General features: G+C 58.0%; 24 protein-coding genes. 15 read left to right on the top strand and 9 right to left on the bottom strand.

The genetic code is table 11. The features are described 5' to 3' along the window. Positions 1–24: 24 nt before the first annotated feature. Positions 25–264, top strand: a complete 240-nt coding sequence (locus ACP15F_RS11770) for a GlsB/YeaQ/YmgE family stress response membrane protein (RefSeq protein WP_424941026.1) — start codon at positions 25–27, stop codon at positions 262–264. Positions 265–298: 34 nt separating this feature from the next. Continuing rightward, positions 299–961 (top strand): hypothetical protein, encoded by a 663-nt coding sequence (locus ACP15F_RS11765; RefSeq protein WP_424941025.1) that lies wholly within the window; start codon positions 299–301, stop codon positions 959–961. A gap of 10 nt (positions 962–971) precedes the next feature. On the opposite strand, the gene rnhA is transcribed toward ACP15F_RS11765, so the two are convergent. The 4 genes from rnhA to ACP15F_RS11745 form a co-directional block, all read right to left on the bottom strand. After that, a complete protein-coding gene (gene rnhA / locus ACP15F_RS11760) occupies positions 972–1,424 on the bottom strand; it encodes a ribonuclease HI (RefSeq protein ID WP_424941024.1) in 453 nt (150 codons plus the stop codon). A gap of 18 nt (positions 1,425–1,442) precedes the next feature. Continuing rightward, positions 1,443–2,030 carry a class I SAM-dependent DNA methyltransferase gene (locus tag ACP15F_RS11755; RefSeq protein ID WP_424941023.1) on the bottom strand — a complete coding sequence of 196 codons (588 nt, stop codon included), beginning with the start codon at positions 2,028–2,030 and terminating at the stop codon, positions 1,443–1,445. A 6-nt stretch (positions 2,031–2,036) separates the two neighbouring features. Then, a complete protein-coding gene (gene ispH / locus ACP15F_RS11750) occupies positions 2,037–2,987 on the bottom strand; it encodes a 4-hydroxy-3-methylbut-2-enyl diphosphate reductase (protein WP_424941022.1) in 951 nt (316 codons plus the stop codon). Between the two features lie 106 nt (positions 2,988–3,093). Then, entirely contained in the window at positions 3,094–3,651 is a 558-nt protein-coding gene (locus ACP15F_RS11745) for an NYN domain-containing protein (RefSeq protein ID WP_424941021.1), read from the bottom strand. Positions 3,652–3,754: 103 nt separating this feature from the next. On the opposite strand from ACP15F_RS11745, the gene folK reads away from it, so the two are divergent. The 12 genes from folK (at position 3,755) to recO (ending at position 12,864) form a co-directional block, all read left to right on the top strand. Continuing rightward, positions 3,755–4,351, top strand: a complete 597-nt coding sequence (gene folK, locus ACP15F_RS11740; protein WP_424941020.1) for a 2-amino-4-hydroxy-6-hydroxymethyldihydropteridine diphosphokinase — start codon at positions 3,755–3,757, stop codon at positions 4,349–4,351. An 81-nt stretch (positions 4,352–4,432) separates the two neighbouring features. Beyond that, entirely contained in the window at positions 4,433–4,789 is a 357-nt protein-coding gene (rpoZ, locus tag ACP15F_RS11735; protein ID WP_163040754.1) for a DNA-directed RNA polymerase subunit omega, read from the top strand. 61 nt (positions 4,790–4,850) lie between these two features. Then, a complete protein-coding gene (locus ACP15F_RS11730; protein ID WP_424941623.1) occupies positions 4,851–6,959 on the top strand; it encodes a RelA/SpoT family protein in 2,109 nt (702 codons plus the stop codon). Between the two features lie 33 nt (positions 6,960–6,992). Next, positions 6,993–7,640: a DUF2062 domain-containing protein gene (locus tag ACP15F_RS11725; RefSeq protein WP_424941019.1), complete on the top strand. Its 648-nt coding sequence runs from the start codon at positions 6,993–6,995 to the stop codon at positions 7,638–7,640. A gap of 36 nt (positions 7,641–7,676) precedes the next feature. After that, complete coding sequence (locus ACP15F_RS11720; RefSeq protein ID WP_424941018.1) at positions 7,677–8,429, top strand: pyridoxine 5'-phosphate synthase; 753 nt, start codon at positions 7,677–7,679, stop codon at positions 8,427–8,429. After that, positions 8,426–8,869, top strand: a complete 444-nt coding sequence (locus tag ACP15F_RS11715) for an ABZJ_00895 family protein (protein ID WP_424941017.1) — start codon at positions 8,426–8,428, stop codon at positions 8,867–8,869. The genes ACP15F_RS11720 and ACP15F_RS11715 overlap by 4 nt, the downstream gene beginning before the upstream one ends. Continuing rightward, on the top strand, positions 8,866–9,264 hold the full coding sequence (gene acpS, locus ACP15F_RS11710) for a holo-ACP synthase (protein ID WP_424941016.1): 399 nt from the start codon (positions 8,866–8,868) through the stop codon (positions 9,262–9,264). The genes ACP15F_RS11715 and acpS overlap by 4 nt, the downstream gene beginning before the upstream one ends. 116 nt (positions 9,265–9,380) lie before the next feature. Next, a complete protein-coding gene (gene lepB, locus ACP15F_RS11705) occupies positions 9,381–10,160 on the top strand; it encodes a signal peptidase I (protein ID WP_424941015.1) in 780 nt (259 codons plus the stop codon). Beyond that, positions 10,157–10,837: a ribonuclease III gene (gene rnc / locus ACP15F_RS11700; protein WP_424941014.1), complete on the top strand. Its 681-nt coding sequence runs from the start codon at positions 10,157–10,159 to the stop codon at positions 10,835–10,837. The genes lepB and rnc overlap by 4 nt, the downstream gene beginning before the upstream one ends. 3 nt (positions 10,838–10,840) lie before the next feature. Beyond that, complete coding sequence (gene era / locus ACP15F_RS11695) at positions 10,841–11,758, top strand: GTPase Era (protein ID WP_424941013.1); 918 nt, start codon at positions 10,841–10,843, stop codon at positions 11,756–11,758. Next, positions 11,758–12,087: a DUF1491 family protein gene (locus ACP15F_RS11690; protein WP_424941012.1), complete on the top strand. Its 330-nt coding sequence runs from the start codon at positions 11,758–11,760 to the stop codon at positions 12,085–12,087. Before era ends, ACP15F_RS11690 begins: the two co-directional genes overlap by 1 nt. Positions 12,088–12,123: 36 nt before the next feature. Further along, the gene (recO, locus tag ACP15F_RS11685) at positions 12,124–12,864 is read left to right on the top strand and encodes a DNA repair protein RecO (protein ID WP_424941011.1); all 741 of its coding nucleotides are present in this window, start codon (positions 12,124–12,126) and stop codon (positions 12,862–12,864) included. Here recO and ACP15F_RS11680 read toward each other — a convergent pair. From ACP15F_RS11680 to ACP15F_RS11670, 3 genes are all read right to left on the bottom strand, one after another. After that, complete coding sequence (locus ACP15F_RS11680; RefSeq protein WP_424941010.1) at positions 12,845–13,243, bottom strand: META domain-containing protein; 399 nt, start codon at positions 13,241–13,243, stop codon at positions 12,845–12,847. The genes recO and ACP15F_RS11680 overlap by 20 nt on opposite strands. Before the next feature lie 36 nt (positions 13,244–13,279). After that, positions 13,280–13,837, bottom strand: a complete 558-nt coding sequence (locus tag ACP15F_RS11675) for a TetR/AcrR family transcriptional regulator (RefSeq protein WP_424941009.1) — start codon at positions 13,835–13,837, stop codon at positions 13,280–13,282. 109 nt (positions 13,838–13,946) lie between these two features. Next, positions 13,947–15,596 (bottom strand): acyl-CoA dehydrogenase family protein, encoded by a 1,650-nt coding sequence (locus ACP15F_RS11670; protein ID WP_424941008.1) that lies wholly within the window; start codon positions 15,594–15,596, stop codon positions 13,947–13,949. Between the two features lie 190 nt (positions 15,597–15,786). Here ACP15F_RS11670 and ACP15F_RS11665 point away from each other — a divergent pair, with 190 nt between their 5' ends. Then, positions 15,787–16,554: a sulfite exporter TauE/SafE family protein gene (locus ACP15F_RS11665; protein WP_424941007.1), complete on the top strand. Its 768-nt coding sequence runs from the start codon at positions 15,787–15,789 to the stop codon at positions 16,552–16,554. Here ACP15F_RS11665 and ACP15F_RS11660 read toward each other — a convergent pair. Together ACP15F_RS11660 and ACP15F_RS11655 are read right to left on the bottom strand one after the other, a co-directional pair. Next, positions 16,551–17,375 (bottom strand): alpha/beta fold hydrolase, encoded by an 825-nt coding sequence (locus tag ACP15F_RS11660; RefSeq protein WP_424941006.1) that lies wholly within the window; start codon positions 17,373–17,375, stop codon positions 16,551–16,553. The two genes, ACP15F_RS11665 and ACP15F_RS11660, sit on opposite strands and share 4 nt — an antisense overlap. A gap of 126 nt (positions 17,376–17,501) precedes the next feature. Further along, positions 17,502–19,100, bottom strand: a complete 1,599-nt coding sequence (locus ACP15F_RS11655; RefSeq protein WP_424941005.1) for a phosphoenolpyruvate carboxykinase — start codon at positions 19,098–19,100, stop codon at positions 17,502–17,504. Positions 19,101–19,238 lie beyond the last annotated feature (138 nt).

Here is a 19,238-nt window from a genome sequence, read left to right as displayed (position 1 = left end):
GCGCTCTGACCCCATATTGAACTTATGCCGTTCATTCTTTTGATCATCATAGGTGCTGCTGCGGGCTTTTTGGCCACTCGCATCATGGATGTGCGCACCGATGTACCCACCACGATTGCCATCGGAGTAGGTGGCGCGCTGATCAGTGGTCTTTTGATGCGGTCTCTGATGGCTATTGGCAGTTTTGCTTTCGGAGCTATCGGGGCAGTGCTGGGGGCCATCCTAGTGATCTGGCTGTGGCAAAAGCTCTCGAACCGCAGTTAATACCCCATTAACCTTCCTGGCGCACAGTGAACCGATGTTGGTTCGTGCGTTTATCCTTATCTGCCTTGCCTTGATGATCACTGCGGTTCAAGCCGCTGCTGGCGCGTGGCCGCGTGAACAGGGCGAGGTATTCCTGTCGGTTTCGGCACAGCAGGAAACCAACCGATTGCAGGACTATCCGCTTGGCACCGCCTATGTCGAATACGGGTTGCGACACAACATCACCATATCAGGCAAAATCGCCTATGATTTTGCGATACTTGAGGCGACGGAATACGAGCTGTCTGCCCAGTGGCATTTCCCCGAAACGGACCAGCCTCTTAGAACCGCGTTGAGTCTAACCTTGGCAGGTCCGACTGAGGATCCCCGAATTGAACCGGCCGTCCATGCAGGGCGTGGGTTTGGCACGCCATTCGGGTCCGGTTGGGCAGATCTGGAGCTTTACGCAAGCTTGTCCACACAAGGGGGAAAGACCGAGTATGGCGGTTTCGGGATGCTGGGTTTGAAACCACATGATCGACTAATGACGATGCTGGGCGTCGATGTGATGAGGGCCGCGGACAAGACCTTTGTAAAAGTCATCCCCTCAGTCGCGTGGGAACTGCGTGAAGGTCGACACCTGACGGCGCAATACACCAGAGGTTTGCACGGGAGCAACGAGAAGGAACTTGGCTTGGGGCTGTGGCTTCAGTTCTAGCGATGCGAGCCTAGCCTTTGAACGGAGCCATTCCCGCACGCGCCAACTCATCCGCACGCTCGTTTTCTGGGTGACCTGCGTGGCCTTTGACCCATTCCCACGTCACGTGGTGACGCGCCTGCGCCTCGTCCAGACGCTGCCATAGTTCGGCGTTCTTCACGGGCTTCTTGGCTGAGGTTTTCCAGCCGTTGCGCTTCCAGCCGTGGATCCATCCGGTCACGCCGTTCTTCACATACTGGCTGTCTGTGATAACAGTGATCGCACAAGGTTTGCCCAATGTCTCAAGCGCCATGATGGCGGCCATAAGCTCCATCTGGTTGTTGGTGGTTAGCGCCTCGCCACCTTTCAGCTCGCGCTCTTTGACGACGGTGTTGCCTTCTTTGGCCTGCAAAAGCGTGCCCCAGCCACCGGGGCCGGGATTGCCTGAACAGGCGCCATCGGTATAGGCGAAAAACTCGGCCATGATTGTGTTCCCTTCGCCTTAGCTGCGCGCGTGCAGGACTATCCAATCGGAGGATCGGCCGTCCAGCCCAGTACCACTTCCCAGAATGCGGGTGATGATTGTAAAGCCCGCCAAGGTCAACAGCTCTTCCAGCTCATCCTGTTGGTAGTAGGTGTAAAAGCGCCCCAGATCATCGCGCGCATCACCCGTGCCGAGCTTAACTCCAATGTGGAGCATCCCCCGAGGTTTCAACAGATTCTGAAGCCGGGTCAGCATCGCGGGCATCTCGGTTCGGGGCAGGTGGAGGAGGCTGAAATTCGCAAAGATCCCGTCATAGAGGGACCGACCGTCAATCTGATGAAACAAAACCTGTCGCGCAGGCACACCGTGATCGCGGGCACGTTTTACCATCGCGTCGGAGCCGTCCGTGGCATCCACGGTCAGGCCGTGATCCATCATCTGTTTTGCAGTCAGGCCGGGGCCGCACCCCAAGTCCAGAACATGCGCTTGGCTAGGCAGGACCGCGATGAAATCGTCCAGCCCGGGAGTGTCTTTGACAGCGACACGCGCCTCGTATTCCGCGGCTTGGGCGTCGTAGACGTCAAGGGTCTGGCGATCCTCGGACATGCGGGGTCAGGCAGGCACACGCAGCACGCGCGGGACTTTGAACTCGATGTTTTCCTGCGCGGTTTCGACCATCTCGACGGTCACGTCATAGCGGTCGCGAAAGGCGTCGATCACCTCGTCCACCAGAACTTGCGGGGCGGATGCGCCGGCTGTCAGCCCGACCGTACGGATTCCTTCAAGCGAGCGCCAGTCGATCTCGGATGCGCGCTGCACCAACATGGAATAGTCGCAGCCATTGGCGCGCGCGACCTCAACCAAACGGCGCGAGTTCGAGCTGTTGGGCGCGCCGATCACCATAACTGCGTCCGATTGCGGCGCGATGGCTTTAACCGCGTGCTGGCGGTTGGTGGTGGCGTAACAGATGTCTTCCTTGTGCGGGCCGACAATGGCTGGGAAACGGTCGCGCAGCGCAGCGACAATTCCAGCGGTGTCGTCCACAGACAGGGTGGTCTGGGTGATATAGGCCAACTGCTCTGGGTCGCGGGGTTCCAGCGTGGCGACATCCTCGGCGGTTTCGACCAGCAGAACTTCCCCGTCGGGTAGTTGGCCCATCGTGCCGACCGTCTCAGGGTGACCTTCATGGCCGATCATGACCATCTGAAGACCGTTGTCGTGGTGACGTTCGGCCTCGATATGGACTTTCGAGACAAGAGGGCAGGTGGCATCAACATAGACCATCTCGCGACGCGAGGCTTCGGCGGGGACGGATTTCGCAACACCATGCGCCGAGAAAATTACCGGGCGATCATTAGGGCATTCGTCCAGTTCTTCGACAAACACCGCACCTTTTGCACGCAGCCCGTCCACAACGAATTTGTTGTGCACGATTTCATGGCGGACATAGATCGGCGCACCCCATTTCTCGATCGCCATTTCGACGATCTTGATAGCGCGATCCACACCGGCACAAAAACCGTTGGGGGCAGCAAGATAAAGGGTCAGGGCGGGTTTGGTCATGGCGTCCTCCGATCTGGGTCAGAGGTAAGGGTTTTCACGCGGGTCGTCCAGAGCCGCACCCCAAAGGAAACAGGCCGGAGCGTTTGCCCCGGCCTGTCTATTCAGATCATTCGCGGTCTTCAGGACCGTCAAACTCACGTGGAGGGCGGCCGATCACGTCTTTCAGCTCTTCCAGTTCGATGAAATTGTCGGCCTGGCGGCGAAGTTCGTCCGCGATCATCGGTGGCTGGCTGCGGATCGTCGAGACGACCGACACACGCACGCCTTTACGCTGAAGCGCGGCCACGAGCGGACGGAAATCGCCGTCGCCCGAGAACAGAACAGCGTGGTCGATATGGTCGGCCAGCTCAAGCGCATCAACGGTCAGTTCGATGTCCATGTTGCCTTTGACTTTCCGGCGCCCCATGGAATCGGTGTATTCCTTGGCGGGCTTCGTCACCATCGAGAAGCCGTTATAGTGCAGCCAATCAACCAGAGGACGAATGGGTGAGTATTCATCGTTCTCAAGCAGGGCAGTATAGTAGAATGCACGCAGCAGTTTGCCACGGCGCATGAATTCTTGTCTGAGCAGCTTGTAATCGATGTCGAACCCAAGCGACTTAGCCGCTGCATAAAGGTTTGAGCCATCGATAAAGAGTGCGAGTCGCTCGTCGCGATAGAACATTAATTATTCCTTTCCAATTGTCTTCGCCGAGCAATTCCGTGAGTGGTAGGATAAAAATCACTTAACGAAGAAAACACCCATCGCAATCTAGGGAACGCGCGCTGTGCTGCAAGCCAAAAATTACCAGAGAACCTATACAAAAGCACTAGTTTTGCTGGGAAGCAACGTCACTTTTGAATTAGAAGATTCTGCTAAACTTGTGCGCGACGCGCTGAATTGTCTTTCTGAACGGGGTTTAAGAATCACCTCCATAAGTCCGTATTATAGCACAGCTTGCTTTCCAGCAGGGGCTGGGCCGGATTTTATTAACGTAGCGGCACAACTATGGGTGGATGAATCTGCCGCGGATCTTTTGACGATGCTGCACCAAGTTGAAGATGCCTTCGGTCGCGAGCGGCCATCGCGCTGGGCGCAACGGTCATTGGACATTGACCTGATTGCCTATGGGGGCTGCGTGTCACCGGATCGCGACACGTTTCTGCACTGGATGAACCTACCGCTGGAACGGCAGATGAAAGAAGCACCGGATCAGCTGATCCTGCCCCATCCACGGCTTCAGGACCGGGGGTTTGCGCTGATTCCTCTGGCTGACGTGGCACCCGATTGGCGACATCCAGTTCTGGGGAAAACCATCAAAGAGATGGCAGAGGCGTTGTCTGAGGGCCAAAAAAGCGAAGTTTCGCTCTTTGAAATGGGCTGAAATGGGGGGTTTGTGCTTGTCAACGCCAGCCCGGACGCATAAATAGGCCTTTCACATCCCCTTGCAAGGAATGGAACTGACATGGCCCGTGTGACGGTTGAAGATTGCGTGGATAAGGTGCCGAACCGGTTTGATCTGGTTATGCTGGCATCGCATCGTGCGCGTGAAATTTCGGCAGGTGCCGAGATCACTGTTGATCGCGACAACGACAAGAACCCCGTTGTGGCTCTGCGCGAGATTGCAGACGAAACTCAGACGGCGGACGAGCTGCGCGAGCGCATGATCGAAGACCACCAGACTCAGATCGAGGTGGACGAGCCCGAAGAAGACAGCATGGCGCTGCTCATGGGTGCCGAAGCCGCAGACAAGCCTGCTGACGACGACATGTCGGAAGAAAAGCTGTTGCGCGCGCTGATGGAAGCGCAAGGCCAAGGCTGATCGGAAGCGAACGGAGGCGTCACGAGTGACGAGCTGGAAAGACGAGCTTGTTGATCTCGATATCGACGGTCTGATCGAACGCATTTCGACGTACAATCCAAAGTCCAATTCGGACCTGCTTATGGCCGCCTATGAATATGGCGGCCAAATGCATTTTGGGCAGTATCGCCATTCGGGCGATCCCTACTACATGCATCCCTATGCCGTGGCCGATATTCTGGCAGATATGCAGCTGGACGATGCCACTATCGTTACCGCATTCCTCCACGACACGATCGAGGATACTGGTTCTACTTACGGTGAGGTGTCCGAGCTGTTCGGCAAAGAGATTGCCGAGCTGGTGGACGGTGTCACTAAGCTGACCAATCTTCAGCTGTCTTCGTCCGAAACAAAGCAGGCAGAAAACTTTCGCAAACTGTTCATGGCCATGTCCAAGGACATGCGGGTCATCTTGGTCAAACTTGCCGACCGTCTGCACAACATGCGCACGATCAAAGCGATGCGCCCGGACAAGCAGATCCAGAAATCTCGCGAGACAATGGATATCTATGCGCCTTTGGCTGGTCGTATGGGTATGCAGTGGATGCGGGAAGAGCTGGAAGATCTGGCCTTTCATGTGTTGAACCCCGAGGGGCGAAACTCGATCATGCGGCGGTTCTTGCGTCTTCAAAAGGAAAGCGGCGATGTGATCGAGAAGATCACTGGCGACATCCGCTTGGAGCTTGATAAGGCTGGCATCGAAGCTAAGGTGTTTGGTCGCGCAAAGAAGCCCTATTCCATCTGGCGCAAGATGGAAGAGAAGGGTCAAAGCTTTTCGCGCCTGTCAGATACCTATGGTTTCCGGGTGATTACGGATAGCGACACGGACTGCTATCGGGTACTGGGAGCGATCCACCAGCGCTGGCGCGCGGTGCCAGGGCGCTTCAAGGATTACATCAGCCAGCCGAAATCGAACGGCTATCGCTCGATCCACACCACGGTGTCGGGTCGCGATGGCAAACGGGTCGAGGTTCAGATCCGCTCGCGCGAGATGCATGAGGTGGCGGAAACCGGCGTGGCGGCGCACTGGTCGTATCGCGACGGGATTCGGGTTGAAAACCCGTTCGCGGTTGACCCAGCCAAGTGGATTGCATCGCTCACGGAACGGTTCGAGACCGCGGATGACCACGATGAATTCCTCGAGCATGTTAAGCTTGAGATGTATCAGGACCAAGTGTTCTGCTTCACGCCGAAAGGCGAGGTGGTCAAGCTGCCTCGCGGCGCCACACCATTGGATTTCGCCTACGCCATCCACACGCGGATTGGAGACAGCTGTGTAGGCGCCAAGGTCGACGGTATTCGGGTGCCGCTTTGGACACGGGTCAAGAACGGCCAGTCGGTCGAAATTATGACTGCAGAAGGTCAAAGCCCGCAGGCCACATGGATCGACATCGTGGTAACTGGGCGCGCCAAGGCCGCCATCCGCAAGAAGCTGCGCAGCGATGATCGCGAACGCTATGTGCGTCTAGGACGAGAACTTGCGCGCCTTGCCTTCGAGCATGTCGGGCGCAAGGTCAGCGACAAGGCTTTGTCGACCGCAGCAAAACAGTTGCGCTTAAAAGACACGGACGAGCTTTTGGCCCGCCTCGGCTCGGCCGAGCTTCAGGCGCGTGACGTGGTGGGTACTCTTTATCCCGAAGCTGGCAAAGGTGGCGACGAAGTCGAGGTCGAAGCGACTGTAATCGGGCTGGAGGCCGGGCAGGACTTCGCCCCCGCCCAATGTTGTCAGCCGGTGCCGGGCGAGCGAATTGTCGGGATTTCCTATCGTGGCAAGGGCGTGATGGTGCACACGATCGACTGTGATGCATTGGCGGAATTGGATGATGACGGCTCGCGCTGGGTGGACCTGCATTGGCATTCAGGCAAGCACCCCGCCATCCACGTGGTCAGCATTGATTTGACGATTTCCAACGACGCAGGCGTATTGGGGCGCATCTGCACCTTGATCGGCGAACAGAAGGCCAATATCTCGGATCTGAGGTTCTTGGACCGGAAACCGGATTTTTATCGTTTGATTGTGGATGTTCAGCTGCGGGATATTGAGCATTTACATACCATAATGCTGGCGCTTGAGGCCGACAGCGACGTGGCGGCGGTACATCGACATCGGGATCTGAGCCGCAAACCATAACTAACCTGGCCGAGCAGGCGGAAGGAAACGCACGTGTTTAAACGAAATCCGCGATCGTATCTGCGAATCGTAGCGGAATTCTTTTATCCGCGTGGCGGATGGTATCGTGCCGCGCAGTACGTCGCGCACCGCTTGCGGCGCCTGCCAGATCCGGCCCACCGGATCTCGCGCGGGATTGCGGCAGGGGTGTTTGCGTCGTTTACGCCTTTTTACGGCCTGCATTTCCTGACGGCCGCCATTCTGTCCTGGCTCATGCGCGGCAACGTCTTAGCCTCGCTTTTGGCGACGTTTGTGGGTAACCCACTGACCTTCCCCCTGATCGCCGAGCTTTCGGTCAATCTGGGGCATGCCATGCTGGGCCAAGATGTGACCGTCCACCTTCCTGAAATTGTTGCTAGTTTTGCTTCGGCTACCAACGATATTTGGTCGAACCTGAAGTCGATCTTCACAGACAAGGTTGCGGACTGGTCGAAGATCAACCGGTTCTATGATCGTGTGTTCCTGCCCTATCTTGTGGGCTGTCTGATCCCTGGCATCATTGCAGGCATCGCGGCCTATGTGCTGGCGAACCCACTGATCCATGCTTATCAGCGCCGCCGGATTAACAAGCTGAAGACGCGCTATCAAAAACGTATGGCTGAGCGATTTTCCGAGGGTGGCGGCCCCGACAAAAACGAGTAACACTTTCTCAAACGGAACCGGTGCAGGAGCGCGAACATGACACAGACCGCAGGCAAGCTTCGGCTTGGCGTGAACATTGACCACGTGGCGACGGTGCGCAATGCGCGTGGGTCGGCTTATCCTGATCCGGTACGGGCGGCGAAACTGGCTGAAGAGGCTGGGGCCGATGGCATCACCGCACATCTGCGCGAAGACCGCCGCCATATCCGGGATGAAGACATTGACGGGTTGATGGCTGCTCTGACGACGCCCCTGAATTTTGAGTGCGCCGCGACCGAGGAAATGCAGGCGATTGCCCTGCGCCACAAACCTCATGCAGTCTGTTTGGTGCCGGAAAAGCGCGAGGAGCTGACAACCGAGGGCGGTCTGGATGTGGCGCGCAATGACAACCGTCTGGGCGACTATATCCTGCCCTTGCGGGATGCAGGATGCCGCGTGTCGATGTTCATCGATGCGGATGCCGACCAGATCAAAGCTTCGGCCCGGATTGGTGCTGCGGTGGTCGAACTCCACACCGGGGCCTATTGCGATTTCCATGCGGAAGGCGCGTTCGACAAGCGCGACGCCGAACTGGAACGCCTACGCGACGGCGCGGCTTTTGCGCATTCACTGGGGCTTGAGGTGCATGCGGGGCACGGCCTGACCTATGACACCGTCACCCCGATCGCCGCCATGCCCGAGGTGGTCGAACTGAACATCGGCCATTTCCTGATCGGCGAGTCGATCTTTCGTGGCATGCCCGACGCTATCGCTAAGATGCGTCGCTTGATGGATGAGGCCCGCGGATGAATGGTGCGTTGAACTGGAAGCGGTATGCCGGCGTTTATATCCTGAGCATGATCGGACTGATGATCCTGAGCTTGTTGCTGGAGAGGCTGTTCGCATTTTCATTGCCGTCGGGATTGTCTGTCGTTCTGCCGCCAATGATGGCCGCCATGATCGAAGGTCAGAAGCGTGCAGATGCCGGGTTGGGGCCGTATGAGAAAACCGAAATTTGGTCCGCTGCGTCGCTTGCTACTTCGGTCGTCGGTGTCATCACCGTGGCTGTGCTGGCAGGGCTTCTTGTTCTGATGCCTCCGATGCGCGAGATGTTTTCGTCGATCTCTATGATGACTTGGGTGTTGGTATTTGCGGGGATCATGGGGCTTACCCTTCTGGTAAATCGATCTTTCCTAGCCATGGGATACAAGAACCAGCGCAAAGCCTTGGACAAAAAGGCCACCAAATGATCCTTGGCATCGGCACCGATCTTGCGAATATCGAGCGCATCCAAGGTACGCTGGATCGTTTCGGGGATCGTTTCCGTGCCCGTGTTTTCACCGAACGAGAACTGGCCAAGGCTACACGCCGCAAAGATGAAGCGGGGACGCTGGCCAAGCGCTGGGCCGCGAAAGAGGCGTGCTCGAAGGCGCTTGGCACCGGTCTTGCCATGGGGATCAGCTGGCGCGACATGGCCGTGTCGAACCTGCGAACGGGCCAGCCGGTGATGGAGGTTACCGGCTGGGCTAAGGACCGTTTGGACGAACTGACCCCTGCTGGGCATAAGGCCGTGATCCACGTCACGCTGACAGATGATCACCCTTGGGCGCAGGCATTTGTGGTGATTGAGGCGCGTCCCGTCTAAATCCCCAGCCAAAGTCGCCGAAACCGGGGGTGAAACTTGACTCCTGCCCCCCGTCCGCCCATATCGCCCCCAATAGATTTCGGTCCATTGTGGCCTGACAGACAAAAGGCAGATACATGACCGAAAAGCAGAAAGATGGCTTGTGGGAGAACGTTAAAACGATCTTCTGGGCGCTGATTATCGCCGGGATCTTCCGCACCCTGTTCTTTCAGCCCTTCTGGATCCCCACCGGGTCGATGAAAGACACGTTGCTGATCGGTGACTTTCTGTTCGTGAACAAGATGGCCTATGGCTATTCCAAGCACTCTTGCCCGTTCTCAAGCTGCCCGATCTCGGGACGTATCCTTGGCTCGGAGCCCGAGCGTGGGGACGTCGTCGTCTTCCGTCACCCGACCCTTGGCACCGACTATGTGAAACGTCTGGTCGGTCTGCCGGGTGATAAGATTCAGGTGAAGAACAGCGTTCTTTGGATCAACGGCGAAGAGGCCAAGCAGGAATCTGCCGGGATGTTCTCGGAAATCAAGCTGCCGCAGGGCCGCTTCCGTACCATCCCGCAATGTATCAACCGTCCGGTCGGTGAGGGCGGTGAGTGCCTGAAGGAAAAGTTCATCGAGACGCTGCCCGGCGGCGTGTCCCACTCGATCCTGAATTTCGCCAAGCGCAGCGTCGACAACACCAATGTCTTCACCGTGCCTGAGGGACACTATTTCTTCATGGGCGACAACCGCGACAACTCGATCGACAGCCGTGTCAGCCCGAATGCCGGCGGCGTAGGTTTCGTGCCTGCTGAATACCTTCTGGGCCGCGCCGACCGCATCATGTTCTCGGCTGCTGGCAAACGCTTGTTCTATTTCTGGACGTGGCGCTCGGATCGTTTCTTCAAGGAAATCGAGTGAAGTTGTCTGCTGATCTCATCGCCTTCACGGCGCGCATTGGGTACGAGTTTTCGAAGCCCGACCTGCTGATCCGCGCGCTGACGCATGGGTCGATTTCGTCAGCCACGCGTCCTGACAATCAGCGGCTAGAGTTTCTGGGCGACCGGGTGCTCGGTCTGGTGATGTCTGAAAAGCTATTGGCAGACGACCCCAACGCGCCCGAAGGCACGCTGGCGCCGCGCTATAATGCTTTGGTGCGCAAAGAAACCTGCGCCGATGTGGCCAAGCAGATTGAACTGGGCGAGGTCCTGAAGCTGGGCCGGTCCGAGATGAAGACCGGGGGGCGTCGCAAACTGGCGCTTCTGGGCGACGCGATGGAGGCGGTGATCGCTGCCGTCTATCTGGATGGCGGGCTGGATCCGGCGCGTGATATGATCATCCGCCTGTGGGGCGACCGCATCCATAAGGTCGAGGCCGACGCCCGCGACGCAAAAACAGCTCTGCAAGAATGGGCGCAGGCGCGTAAGATGGCCGTGCCGAAATATGTCGAAACAAGCCGCGAAGGCCCGGATCACGCCCCGGTCTTCACCATCGAGGTGCAATTGCCCGATGGGCGCGCAGTGCAGGCGAAAGCCAACTCGAAACGGGCCGCCGAACAAGCCGCGGCCAAAGCGCTTTTGGCGCAGGTTGAAGGATAAAAGATGTCGGATGCGAACACACGCGCGGGCTTTGTGGCCCTGATTGGCGAACCCAATGCAGGCAAGTCGACGCTGACGAACCGTATGGTGGGGGCCAAGGTCTCGATCGTGACGCACAAGGTGCAGACGACTCGCGCACGCATTCGTGGTGTGGCCATCGAAGGTGACGCGCAGATCGTGTTTGTGGACACGCCGGGCCTGTTCCAGCCGCGCCGCCGTTTGGACCGCGCCATGGTCGCAGCGGCCTGGGGCGGGGCGTCCGACGCCGATGTGATCGTTCTGCTGGTCGAGGCGCATCGGGGCGTGACCAAAGGTGTCGAGCGCATTCTGGAAGGTCTGGGAGAGATCGGGCAGGGCCGTACGGTTGCTCTGGCGATCAATAAGATCGACCGCGTGCAATCAGAAGTGCTTCTGGCCCTGACCAAAGAACTAAACGAGCGTTATGATTTTGCTGAAACCTTCATGATCTCGGCCGAGAAAGGCCACGGCGTGAAGGATCTGCGCAAGTGGTTGGCGGATCGTCTGCCGGAAGGTCCGTGGCTGTACCCTGAAGATCAGATCGCTGATCTGCCCATGCGCATGATCGCGGCCGAGATGACCCGCGAAAAACTGACCCTGCGTTTGCATCAGGAATTGCCCTATCAGCTGACGGTCGAGACCGAAAATTGGGAAGAGCGCAAAGATGGGTCCGCCCGTGTGGATCAGATCATCTATGTCGCCCGTGACGGCCACAAAGGCATCATCCTTGGCAAACGCGGCGAGACGATCAAGGCCGTCAGCCAATCCGCTCGCGCCGAACTGGAAGAGTTCATGGGCCGCAAAATCCACCTGTTTTTGCAGGTCAAAGTCCGTCCGAATTGGCTTGAGGAAAAAGAGCGTTACTCGGAAATGGGGCTCGATTTCCGCGACGGGAATAAGTGATGCGCCTGACGGCGGATGTCTGGGTATCGGCCTATCTTACACGGCTTCGGTTGTCTGATATTCCGGCTTTCGTGACGCAAAAGGGCGATGCGACCGCTGGGGCCGTTCTGGTCAAAATGAACACACTGGACGGGCAGGCGGTGGCCTATCAACGTAGTTTTGACCTGATGACAGGAGATCGCTGCTGGGTGGTTCTGTCCGAAGGTGTGGAAGCTGATGTGGACGCAGCGCTTCAGCGCCAGAAGGGCTTTGATCCTGACCTGTGGGTGATCGAGGTCGAGGACAAACAAGGCCGCCATCTTCTGGACGAACCGGGGCTTTCAGACTGACGCGTGCCCGGCTAGGCTGCGTGCAGGAGGGTCGCAATGGATTGGCGGGATCAAGGGGCGTTGTTGTCCGTGCGTAAGCATGGCGAAACCTCTGTCATCATTGATGTTTTCACAGCCGAACACGGACGCCATGCGGGCGTCGTGCGCGGGGGTGTCAGCCGTAAGATCGCCCCGACCCTGCAACCCGGCGCACAGCTGGACGTCACGTGGCGCGCCCGATTGGAAGAACATATCGGTAGCTACACAGTCGAACCGTTGCGAAGCCGTGCGTTGGTCCTGTCGGATCGCACAGCTTTGGCAGGGCTGAATGCGATCACCGCGTTGTTGGCCTATGCCCTTCCTGAACGTGAACCCCATCCAGTATTGTATGACCGTACGCAGTCCATGCTGGACCTACTTGGTGTCAACGAGGCGTGGCCGACGGCCTATCTAAAATGGGAACTCGCATTGCTAGAGGAGCTGGGCTTTGGCCTGGACCTGAGTGAATGTGCAGCGACGGGATCACGGGAAGATCTGGCTTATGTCTCGCCCAAGACGGGGCGTGCGGTGTCAGCCGAAGGGGCTGGGGAGTGGGCGGATCGACTTTTGCCTTTGCCACCCGAACTTCTGGGCGTAGGCGATGGGTCACTAGCCAATGTGTTGGACGGTTTGGTGACCACTGGGCATTTCCTGACCCATGGCATTGCGCACGCGCTTGGTGACAAGCCTCTACCCGAGGCGCGGGCGCGGTTTTTGGATCGGCTCAAGCGAGATGCAGTCAGCGCGGGGCGGCCTTAAAGATCATCTGTCGCCCGTCCTCGTTGGACAGGATCAGCGTGTTGCCGGAAACTTCTGCGATGCTCATCTGTTCTAGCGCATTGAAAAAGGCACCTTCCGCAGGAAGATCGGGGCAGGCACGTTTAGTGGCGGCTATCGGACCAGTCTCAAACCAAGGATAGGGTGCGGATTGGGTGCCAAAATAGCTGTTGCACGGGGCTTGTCCTGAGATTCGGCCTTTTTCAGGGAAGCTGATCGTGGCCTTTGCAGGGAACAATGTTCCGTCCAGCTCGATCAATTCCCAGCTTGCATCAGTGTCGGCATAGCCGGAAATGGTTTCGTCTTTGCAGCCAGCTGTCATCAAAGCAGCCCCTAGTGTGATCCAAAGAAGTGGTTTCATTTGATTCATGTGGTGATTGCTGCGCGAATTTCCAGCCTAGGCATCCCGCAGGGCCAGAAGGGCGGCTAGCAGTGTGCTGATGGTATCTTGGTTTGCCGAGCGGTTGTTTGTCGAAAGCGTGCCAAATCCGATCAGCGCGCTGTGTACGATATGCACAAAATCTGGGTTGGGCAGGTCGAGGTCACGCAGTATCCCGGCCAGAAATTGCTCGCGCGCTTGATCGACAGATGCCACAACATCCGTTGCCGTATGGTGGTCATGCGCCCATGCACGCACCGGAGTGTCGATACCCGCAGGCAATGGGGCTTGGGGATGCGATAGGCTTTCCGCAAAGATCGTCAGACGTGCGACGGGTGTCGCTTCGGACTGCGATTGATCCGCTAAGGCAGATAATGATAGCTCTTTCCATCGTGTAAGGACCGAAGTGTGGAAATCCTGCAGGTCCTTGAAATGCCAATAAAAAGACCCTTTTGTTGTCTTCATTTGCCGTGAAAGCGGTTCGGCCTTCAGGCGAGTGTGGCCATGCAGCGAAAGGGCGTTCAACCCTTCGGTTATCCAGTCATCTTTGCGAAGTCGTTGTCGTTGGTTCGTCATTGGCAGACCTCCATACGTAACCGTATGTTGTCTCTAACTTGATCGAGAACCATACGTAATCGTATGGGGCGGGCTGATATACCTCGCCGCCCCACACGTGTCATTTGTGTTAACCCAGAAGGCGGCGTGCGATGACCTGTGCTTGGATCTCGGCGGCACCTTCAAAGATGTTCAGGATACGGGCGTCGCAGAGCACGCGGCTGATCTGATATTCCAGCGCAAAACCGTTGCCGCCATGGATCTGCAGCGCATTGTCTGCACAGGCCCAGGCAATACGTGCGCCCAACAGCTTGGCCATACCGGCTTCAAGGTCACAGCGATGGCCGTGGTCTTTCTCCCAGGCCGAGAAATAGGTCAGCTGGCGCGCGACCATGATCTCAACCGCCATCATGGCCAGCTTGTTGGCCACGCGGGGGAAGTTGATCAGCGACTTGCCGAACTGCTTGCGATCCTCTGCATATTGCATGCCGATTTCCAGCGCGTTCTGCGCCACACCGATGGCGCGGGCGGCGGTTTGAATGCGGGCCGCTTCGAAGGTTTTCATCAGCTGTTTGAAGCCCTGACCTTCTTCGCCGCCTAGCAGGTTTTCGCCCTTAACTTTGAAACCGTCAAAGCCCAGCTCGAATTCCTTCATACCGCGATAGCCCAGCACCTCGATCTCGCCGCCAGTCATGCCTTCGGTCGGGAACGGGTTTTCGTCGTCGCCGGGGGTCTTCTCGGCCAGGAACATCGACAGACCGCGGTGGTCTTTGCTGTCCGGGTCAGTGCGTGCCAGCAGCGTCATCACGTGGGTCCGCGCGGCGTGGGTGATCCAGGTCTTGTTGCCGGTCACTTCATAGTCACCGTCAGCGTTCTTCACCGCACGGGTACGCAGCGATCCAAGGTCCGAGCCGGTGTTGGGTTCGGTGAACACGGCGGTCGGCAGGATTTCTGCGCTGGCCAGCTTGGGCAGCCAGTGTTGCTTTTGTTCCTCGGTGCCGCCGGCCTCGACCAGTTCGGCCGCGATTTCCGAGCGGGTGCCCAACGATCCCACACCAATATAACCACGCGACAATTCTTCCGAGACAACAACCATCGACGCTTTCGACAAGCCCAGCCCGCCGTATTCCTCGGGGATGGTCAGGCCAAAAACGCCCATCTCGGCCAGCTCTTCCAGAATTTCCAGAGGGATGTATTCGTCCTTCAGGTGCCACTCATGGGCATTCGGGACGACGCGTTCATCCGCGTAACGGCGGAACTGCTCGCGGATCATTTCCAGCTCTTCATCCAGACCGGTGGCGCCGAAAGTGGCGTGGCCTGCATTGTCTTGCATCAGTTCGACCAAGCGCGTGCGGGCAGCTTGGTTGTTGCCGTTTGCGATCAGTGCATTGATTGCATCTGTATCCAGAGCAGCACCATCAACACCCATGTCTGCCAGACGCGCCATTTCGTTCTGGCTCATCATCATGCCGCCCTTCATCTGGGCGAGGTATTCTCCGAATGCGATCTGAAGGATCAGCTTTTCCATCTCGCCGAACCGACCTTCACCGGTCAGGCGCGTGGCCCAAGCGTTCATCTGGCGCAGGCTTTCGGCGTAAGTTGCCAGCCAAGACAGAGCGTGCGCTGCGGCTTGGTGCTCTTCCAGCTTGGCGCCCGAAACGCGGTCGCCTTCCGACACCAGCGCGCGGACGTTTTCCTTGGCGGCGTCAAAGGTTGCTTCGACCGGGGCAAGGGCCGCGCCGGTCAGGTCAAGAAGGTTGTCGATCAGGGCGCTGGTCATGGGAAACTCCTGTCACATACGGCCGGGATTCGGCTGCTTATTTCGCGTCTGCAGAGAGATAATCCTTTTGCAGGTGCAGCGCAATAAAAATACGCCAGAAACCTCTGGTGCGAACATATATAACGCAATGGGGTTTTTCGTGCCGCGACAATTTAATTCCGATAGAAGGGACATTAAGTGGAGGATGCGCATGGGAATTCTAGCAGATCTGACCCTGTCGACGCTTGGTTTTGCCGTCGCAATCACGCTGTTTGCAGGCTTCGTGAAAGGCGCGGTGGGCTTTGGGCTTCCGCTGATCATGATCTCGGGCCTTGCCACCGTATTGCCAGCCGAGATCGCCTTGGCCGCGCTGATCCTGCCGACCGCCAGCACCAATGTGCGGCAGGCGCTGCGGCAGGGCACGCGCGCGGCATGGGAGGTTGTGAAGAAGTTTCGCGTCTTCTTGATGGGTCTGTTCGTCACCCTAATCATCAGCGCGCAGATGGTGTTGTTTCTGCCTCAGCGCGTGTTCTTCATCTTGATCGGTGTGCCCATTGTGTTGTTTTGCTTGATGCAATTGCGCGGTTGGGTGCCGACGCTCCGGCCAGAAAACCGTGTACGAGATGAAAGCATTATCTCGACGATCTCTGGACTGGTTGGTGGCATCTCGGGCGTGTGGGGGCCACCGTTCGTGGCCTATCTAACCGCAACAAACACTCCGAAGTCCGAGCAGATGCTGGCGCAGGGGGTTGTCTATGGGTTTGGAGCAATGGTGCTGGTGGGCGCGCATTTGCAGTCTGGGGTGTTCAACGCTCACACCGCGCCATTATCCGCGATCCTGCTGATCCCAGCGTTTCTGGGAATGGCTTTGGGCTATCGCTTGCATGATCGGATGCCGCAGAAGACCTTCAAACGCGCGACACTTATTGTATTGACTGTTGCGGGGTTGAACCTGATCCGGCGCGGGATCATGGGCTAGGCGATCAACGCAGGCCAGAGCGCCGCATTTTGGCGGCGGAAAGCATCGGTGTGACCCACTTTGGTAAGGCCGAAGTCGTTGGGATTTAGGACGACATGCTGGGTTGGGCTGCCGGGGTATAGATCGGCCAGACGGGCTACAGCGTTGGGTGGAACGGATTGATCATCCGACAGCGACACCATCCGGATCGGGCAGGTCAACGCGGCCTCTGGCGCAGCAGGCACAGAGGCATCGGCTGCAAAGAACCCGTGAGTAGTGCACCAACGCTTCCACTGTTTGAACACTGGGCCGGGGATATCTGTCCCAAGACCAGAGAGTCGCGCGGGCACATAGCCGAAGGTCGCAACTGATATTGGCCCGACGCCGAACCACAGCGCACGCACCATCGCTTGATAGGGCCAAGGGTGATCCGTCGTGTGCACTGGTCCCGAGCAGACGGTGATCACGCGCGCAATCTCGTTAGTGCGCTTGTGCCGGGCCAGAAGCAGCCCACCCAGAGAATGCCCCATCACCCAGATCGGCAATCCCTCTGCGCGGGCCGAGACCCAGTCTCGGGCGGCTTGGGTGTCGTGCAGACCCCAATCCAACATTGTGGCAGTGACCTTTTTTACGTGACCGCGGGCTGAAGTCGCGAAGTCGCGGTAGTCATAGATCAGGCACGAGACGTTCTGTGTCTCGGCCAACCACGCTGCGAAATGGCGATAGAAGCGGTGCGGTACCCCTGTTGCGCCATTCAGAACCGCAACAGCGCGCGGGGCGTCCGCGGCGAAGAAAGTGCCAGTCAGCGGGGCGGGGCCATCTATGGTGACAGTCTGGGTCATGCGCCCATGCAAGCGCAAGGTTTACGCGCACGTAAAGCATGACTTTACGTAAGTTCACGGGGCGTCAGCGCAAAAGAAAACGCCCCGGCGATGAACCGAGGCGTTTATCAGAATTTATTGTGCGGCTTAGCCGATGGCGACGGCTTTCACGTCGTCATCAATGTCGCCTTCGTACTGAACGAAGTTGTCCGAGAACATTTTCACCAGTTTGGCAGCCTGCGCATCATAGGCAGCAGCGTCCTGCCAGGTGCGGCGCGGATCCAGAAGCAGGTCGGCAACGCCTTCCACTTTAACCGGAACCTCAAAACCAAAGTTTTCGTCCTTGCGGAACTTGGCTTCGGCCAGCGACCCGTCCAGAGCGGCGGTCAGCAGGGCGCGGGTGGCACGGATCGGCATACGCGAGCCGGTGCCGTAAGCACCACCGGTCCAGCCGGTGTTCACCAGCCAGCAGGTTGCGCCGTGCTTGGCGATCTTGTCACGCAGCAGTGCGCCATACTCGGCCGGGCGGCGCGGCATGAAGGGCGCACCAAAGCAGGTCGAGAATGTGGGCTCGGGCTCGGTCACGCCTTTTTCGGTGCCAGCCACTTTAGAAGTGAAGCCCGACAGGAAGTGATACATGGCTTGCGCCGGCGTCAGACGCGCGATCGGAGGCAGGACACCAAATGCATCACAGGTCAGCATGATGATGTTCTTGGGATGACCGCCGATGGCCGTGTCCGAGGCATTGGCAATGTAGTGCAGCGGATAGGCACAACGCATGTTGGCCGTCAGGCTGTCATCTTCAAAGTCCAGCTCTTTGGTCTCTTCGTCATAGACCATGTTCTCGATCACAGTCGCGAACTTCTGGGTCGTGGCGTAGATTTCAGGCTCGGCTTCGGCCGACAGGTTGATCGTCTTGGCATAGCAGCCACCTTCGAAGTTGAAGGTGCCGGTGTCCGACCAGCCGTGCTCGTCATCGCCGATCAGCGTGCGCTCGGGATCTGCCGACAGGGTGGTCTTACCAGTGCCCGACAGGCCAAAGAAGATGGCGGTGTCGACTGGGTTGCCAGTGGCGTGGTTGGCCGAGCAGTGCATCGGCATGATGCCTTTTTCGGGCAGCATGTAGTTCAGCAGCGTGAAGACCGACTTCTTGTTCTCACCCGCGTATTCGGTGCCGCCAATCAGGATCAGCTTACGCTCGAAGTTCAGCGCGATCACCGTTTCCGAACGGCAGCCGTGACGCTTGGCATCGGCCAAGAAGGTCGGGCAGTTGATGATGGTGAACTCGGGTTCAAACTCGTCCAGCTCGTCGCGGTCGGGGCGGCGCAGCAGGTGACGGATGAACAGGTTGTGCCATGCCAGTTCCGAAACCACGCGCACATCCAAGCGGTGTGCCGGGTCGGCGCCACCGAAAAGGTCCTGAACGTAATAGTCCTTGCCCTTCATGTGCTCCAGCATGTCCTCGTACAGGACGTCGAATTTGGCCGGATCCATCGGCGGGTTGTTTTCCCACCAGATATGCGGCTCGACGCTGGGGGTCTTGACGACAAATTTGTCCTTGGGAGAACGGCCCGTGTGCTTGCCGGTCTCGACCAGGAAGGTCCCGCCTTGTCCAAGCTTGCCCTCGCCGCGGCCCAGTGCGGCTTCGATCAGAGCTGGCTCCATCAGGTTGTAATAGACATTTCCCAGCCCGGAGATGCCTTGATCTTCCAAGCGGCGCGCTGGGTTTACCCGTCCAGTGGTCATTTATTTGCTCCTGTCGCCGGTCCGTCTGTTGTCCCCGACGTATCTGTTTCACATGAGAGCGCAGAGAAACCCCCGCACGCCAACCCTCATGTGAACGAGGGCCGGTGACCGGCCTATAGCACGACTGCTTTCTGATGG

Origin of the sequence: Aliiroseovarius sp. S253, from assembly GCF_049800855.1 — a bacterium.
In the GTDB taxonomy this organism is placed as follows: Bacteria; Pseudomonadota; Alphaproteobacteria; order Rhodobacterales; family Rhodobacteraceae; genus Aliiroseovarius.
Note: the sequence above shows the minus strand (reverse complement) of the source record. Positions and strands in the feature narration are given on the sequence as shown.

Excerpts from the sequence above, each read along its gene's own strand:
- ACP15F_RS11770 (WP_424941026.1), top strand. The coding sequence starts at position 25 with ATGCCGTTCATTCTTTTGATCATCATAGGTGCTGCTGCGGGCTTTTTG.
- ACP15F_RS11765 (WP_424941025.1), top strand. The coding sequence starts at position 299 with ATGTTGGTTCGTGCGTTTATCCTTATCTGCCTTGCCTTGATGATCACT.
- rnhA (WP_424941024.1), bottom strand. The coding sequence starts at position 1,424 with ATGGCCGAGTTTTTCGCCTATACCGATGGCGCCTGTTCAGGCAATCCC.
- ACP15F_RS11755 (WP_424941023.1), bottom strand. The coding sequence starts at position 2,030 with ATGTCCGAGGATCGCCAGACCCTTGACGTCTACGACGCCCAAGCCGCG.
- ispH (WP_424941022.1), bottom strand. The coding sequence starts at position 2,987 with ATGACCAAACCCGCCCTGACCCTTTATCTTGCTGCCCCCAACGGTTTT.
- ACP15F_RS11745 (WP_424941021.1), bottom strand. The coding sequence starts at position 3,651 with ATGTTCTATCGCGACGAGCGACTCGCACTCTTTATCGATGGCTCAAAC.
- rpoZ (WP_163040754.1), top strand. The coding sequence starts at position 4,433 with ATGGCCCGTGTGACGGTTGAAGATTGCGTGGATAAGGTGCCGAACCGG.
- ACP15F_RS11720 (WP_424941018.1), top strand. The coding sequence starts at position 7,677 with ATGACACAGACCGCAGGCAAGCTTCGGCTTGGCGTGAACATTGACCAC.
- ACP15F_RS11715 (WP_424941017.1), top strand. The coding sequence starts at position 8,426 with ATGAATGGTGCGTTGAACTGGAAGCGGTATGCCGGCGTTTATATCCTG.
- acpS (WP_424941016.1), top strand. The coding sequence starts at position 8,866 with ATGATCCTTGGCATCGGCACCGATCTTGCGAATATCGAGCGCATCCAA.
- lepB (WP_424941015.1), top strand. The coding sequence starts at position 9,381 with ATGACCGAAAAGCAGAAAGATGGCTTGTGGGAGAACGTTAAAACGATC.
- era (WP_424941013.1), top strand. The coding sequence starts at position 10,841 with ATGTCGGATGCGAACACACGCGCGGGCTTTGTGGCCCTGATTGGCGAA.
- ACP15F_RS11690 (WP_424941012.1), top strand. The coding sequence starts at position 11,758 with ATGCGCCTGACGGCGGATGTCTGGGTATCGGCCTATCTTACACGGCTT.
- recO (WP_424941011.1), top strand. The coding sequence starts at position 12,124 with ATGGATTGGCGGGATCAAGGGGCGTTGTTGTCCGTGCGTAAGCATGGC.
- ACP15F_RS11680 (WP_424941010.1), bottom strand. The coding sequence starts at position 13,243 with ATGAAACCACTTCTTTGGATCACACTAGGGGCTGCTTTGATGACAGCT.
- ACP15F_RS11675 (WP_424941009.1), bottom strand. The coding sequence starts at position 13,837 with ATGACGAACCAACGACAACGACTTCGCAAAGATGACTGGATAACCGAA.
- ACP15F_RS11670 (WP_424941008.1), bottom strand. The coding sequence starts at position 15,596 with ATGACCAGCGCCCTGATCGACAACCTTCTTGACCTGACCGGCGCGGCC.
- ACP15F_RS11665 (WP_424941007.1), top strand. The coding sequence starts at position 15,787 with ATGGGAATTCTAGCAGATCTGACCCTGTCGACGCTTGGTTTTGCCGTC.
- ACP15F_RS11660 (WP_424941006.1), bottom strand. The coding sequence starts at position 17,375 with ATGACCCAGACTGTCACCATAGATGGCCCCGCCCCGCTGACTGGCACT.
- ACP15F_RS11655 (WP_424941005.1), bottom strand. The coding sequence starts at position 19,100 with ATGACCACTGGACGGGTAAACCCAGCGCGCCGCTTGGAAGATCAAGGC.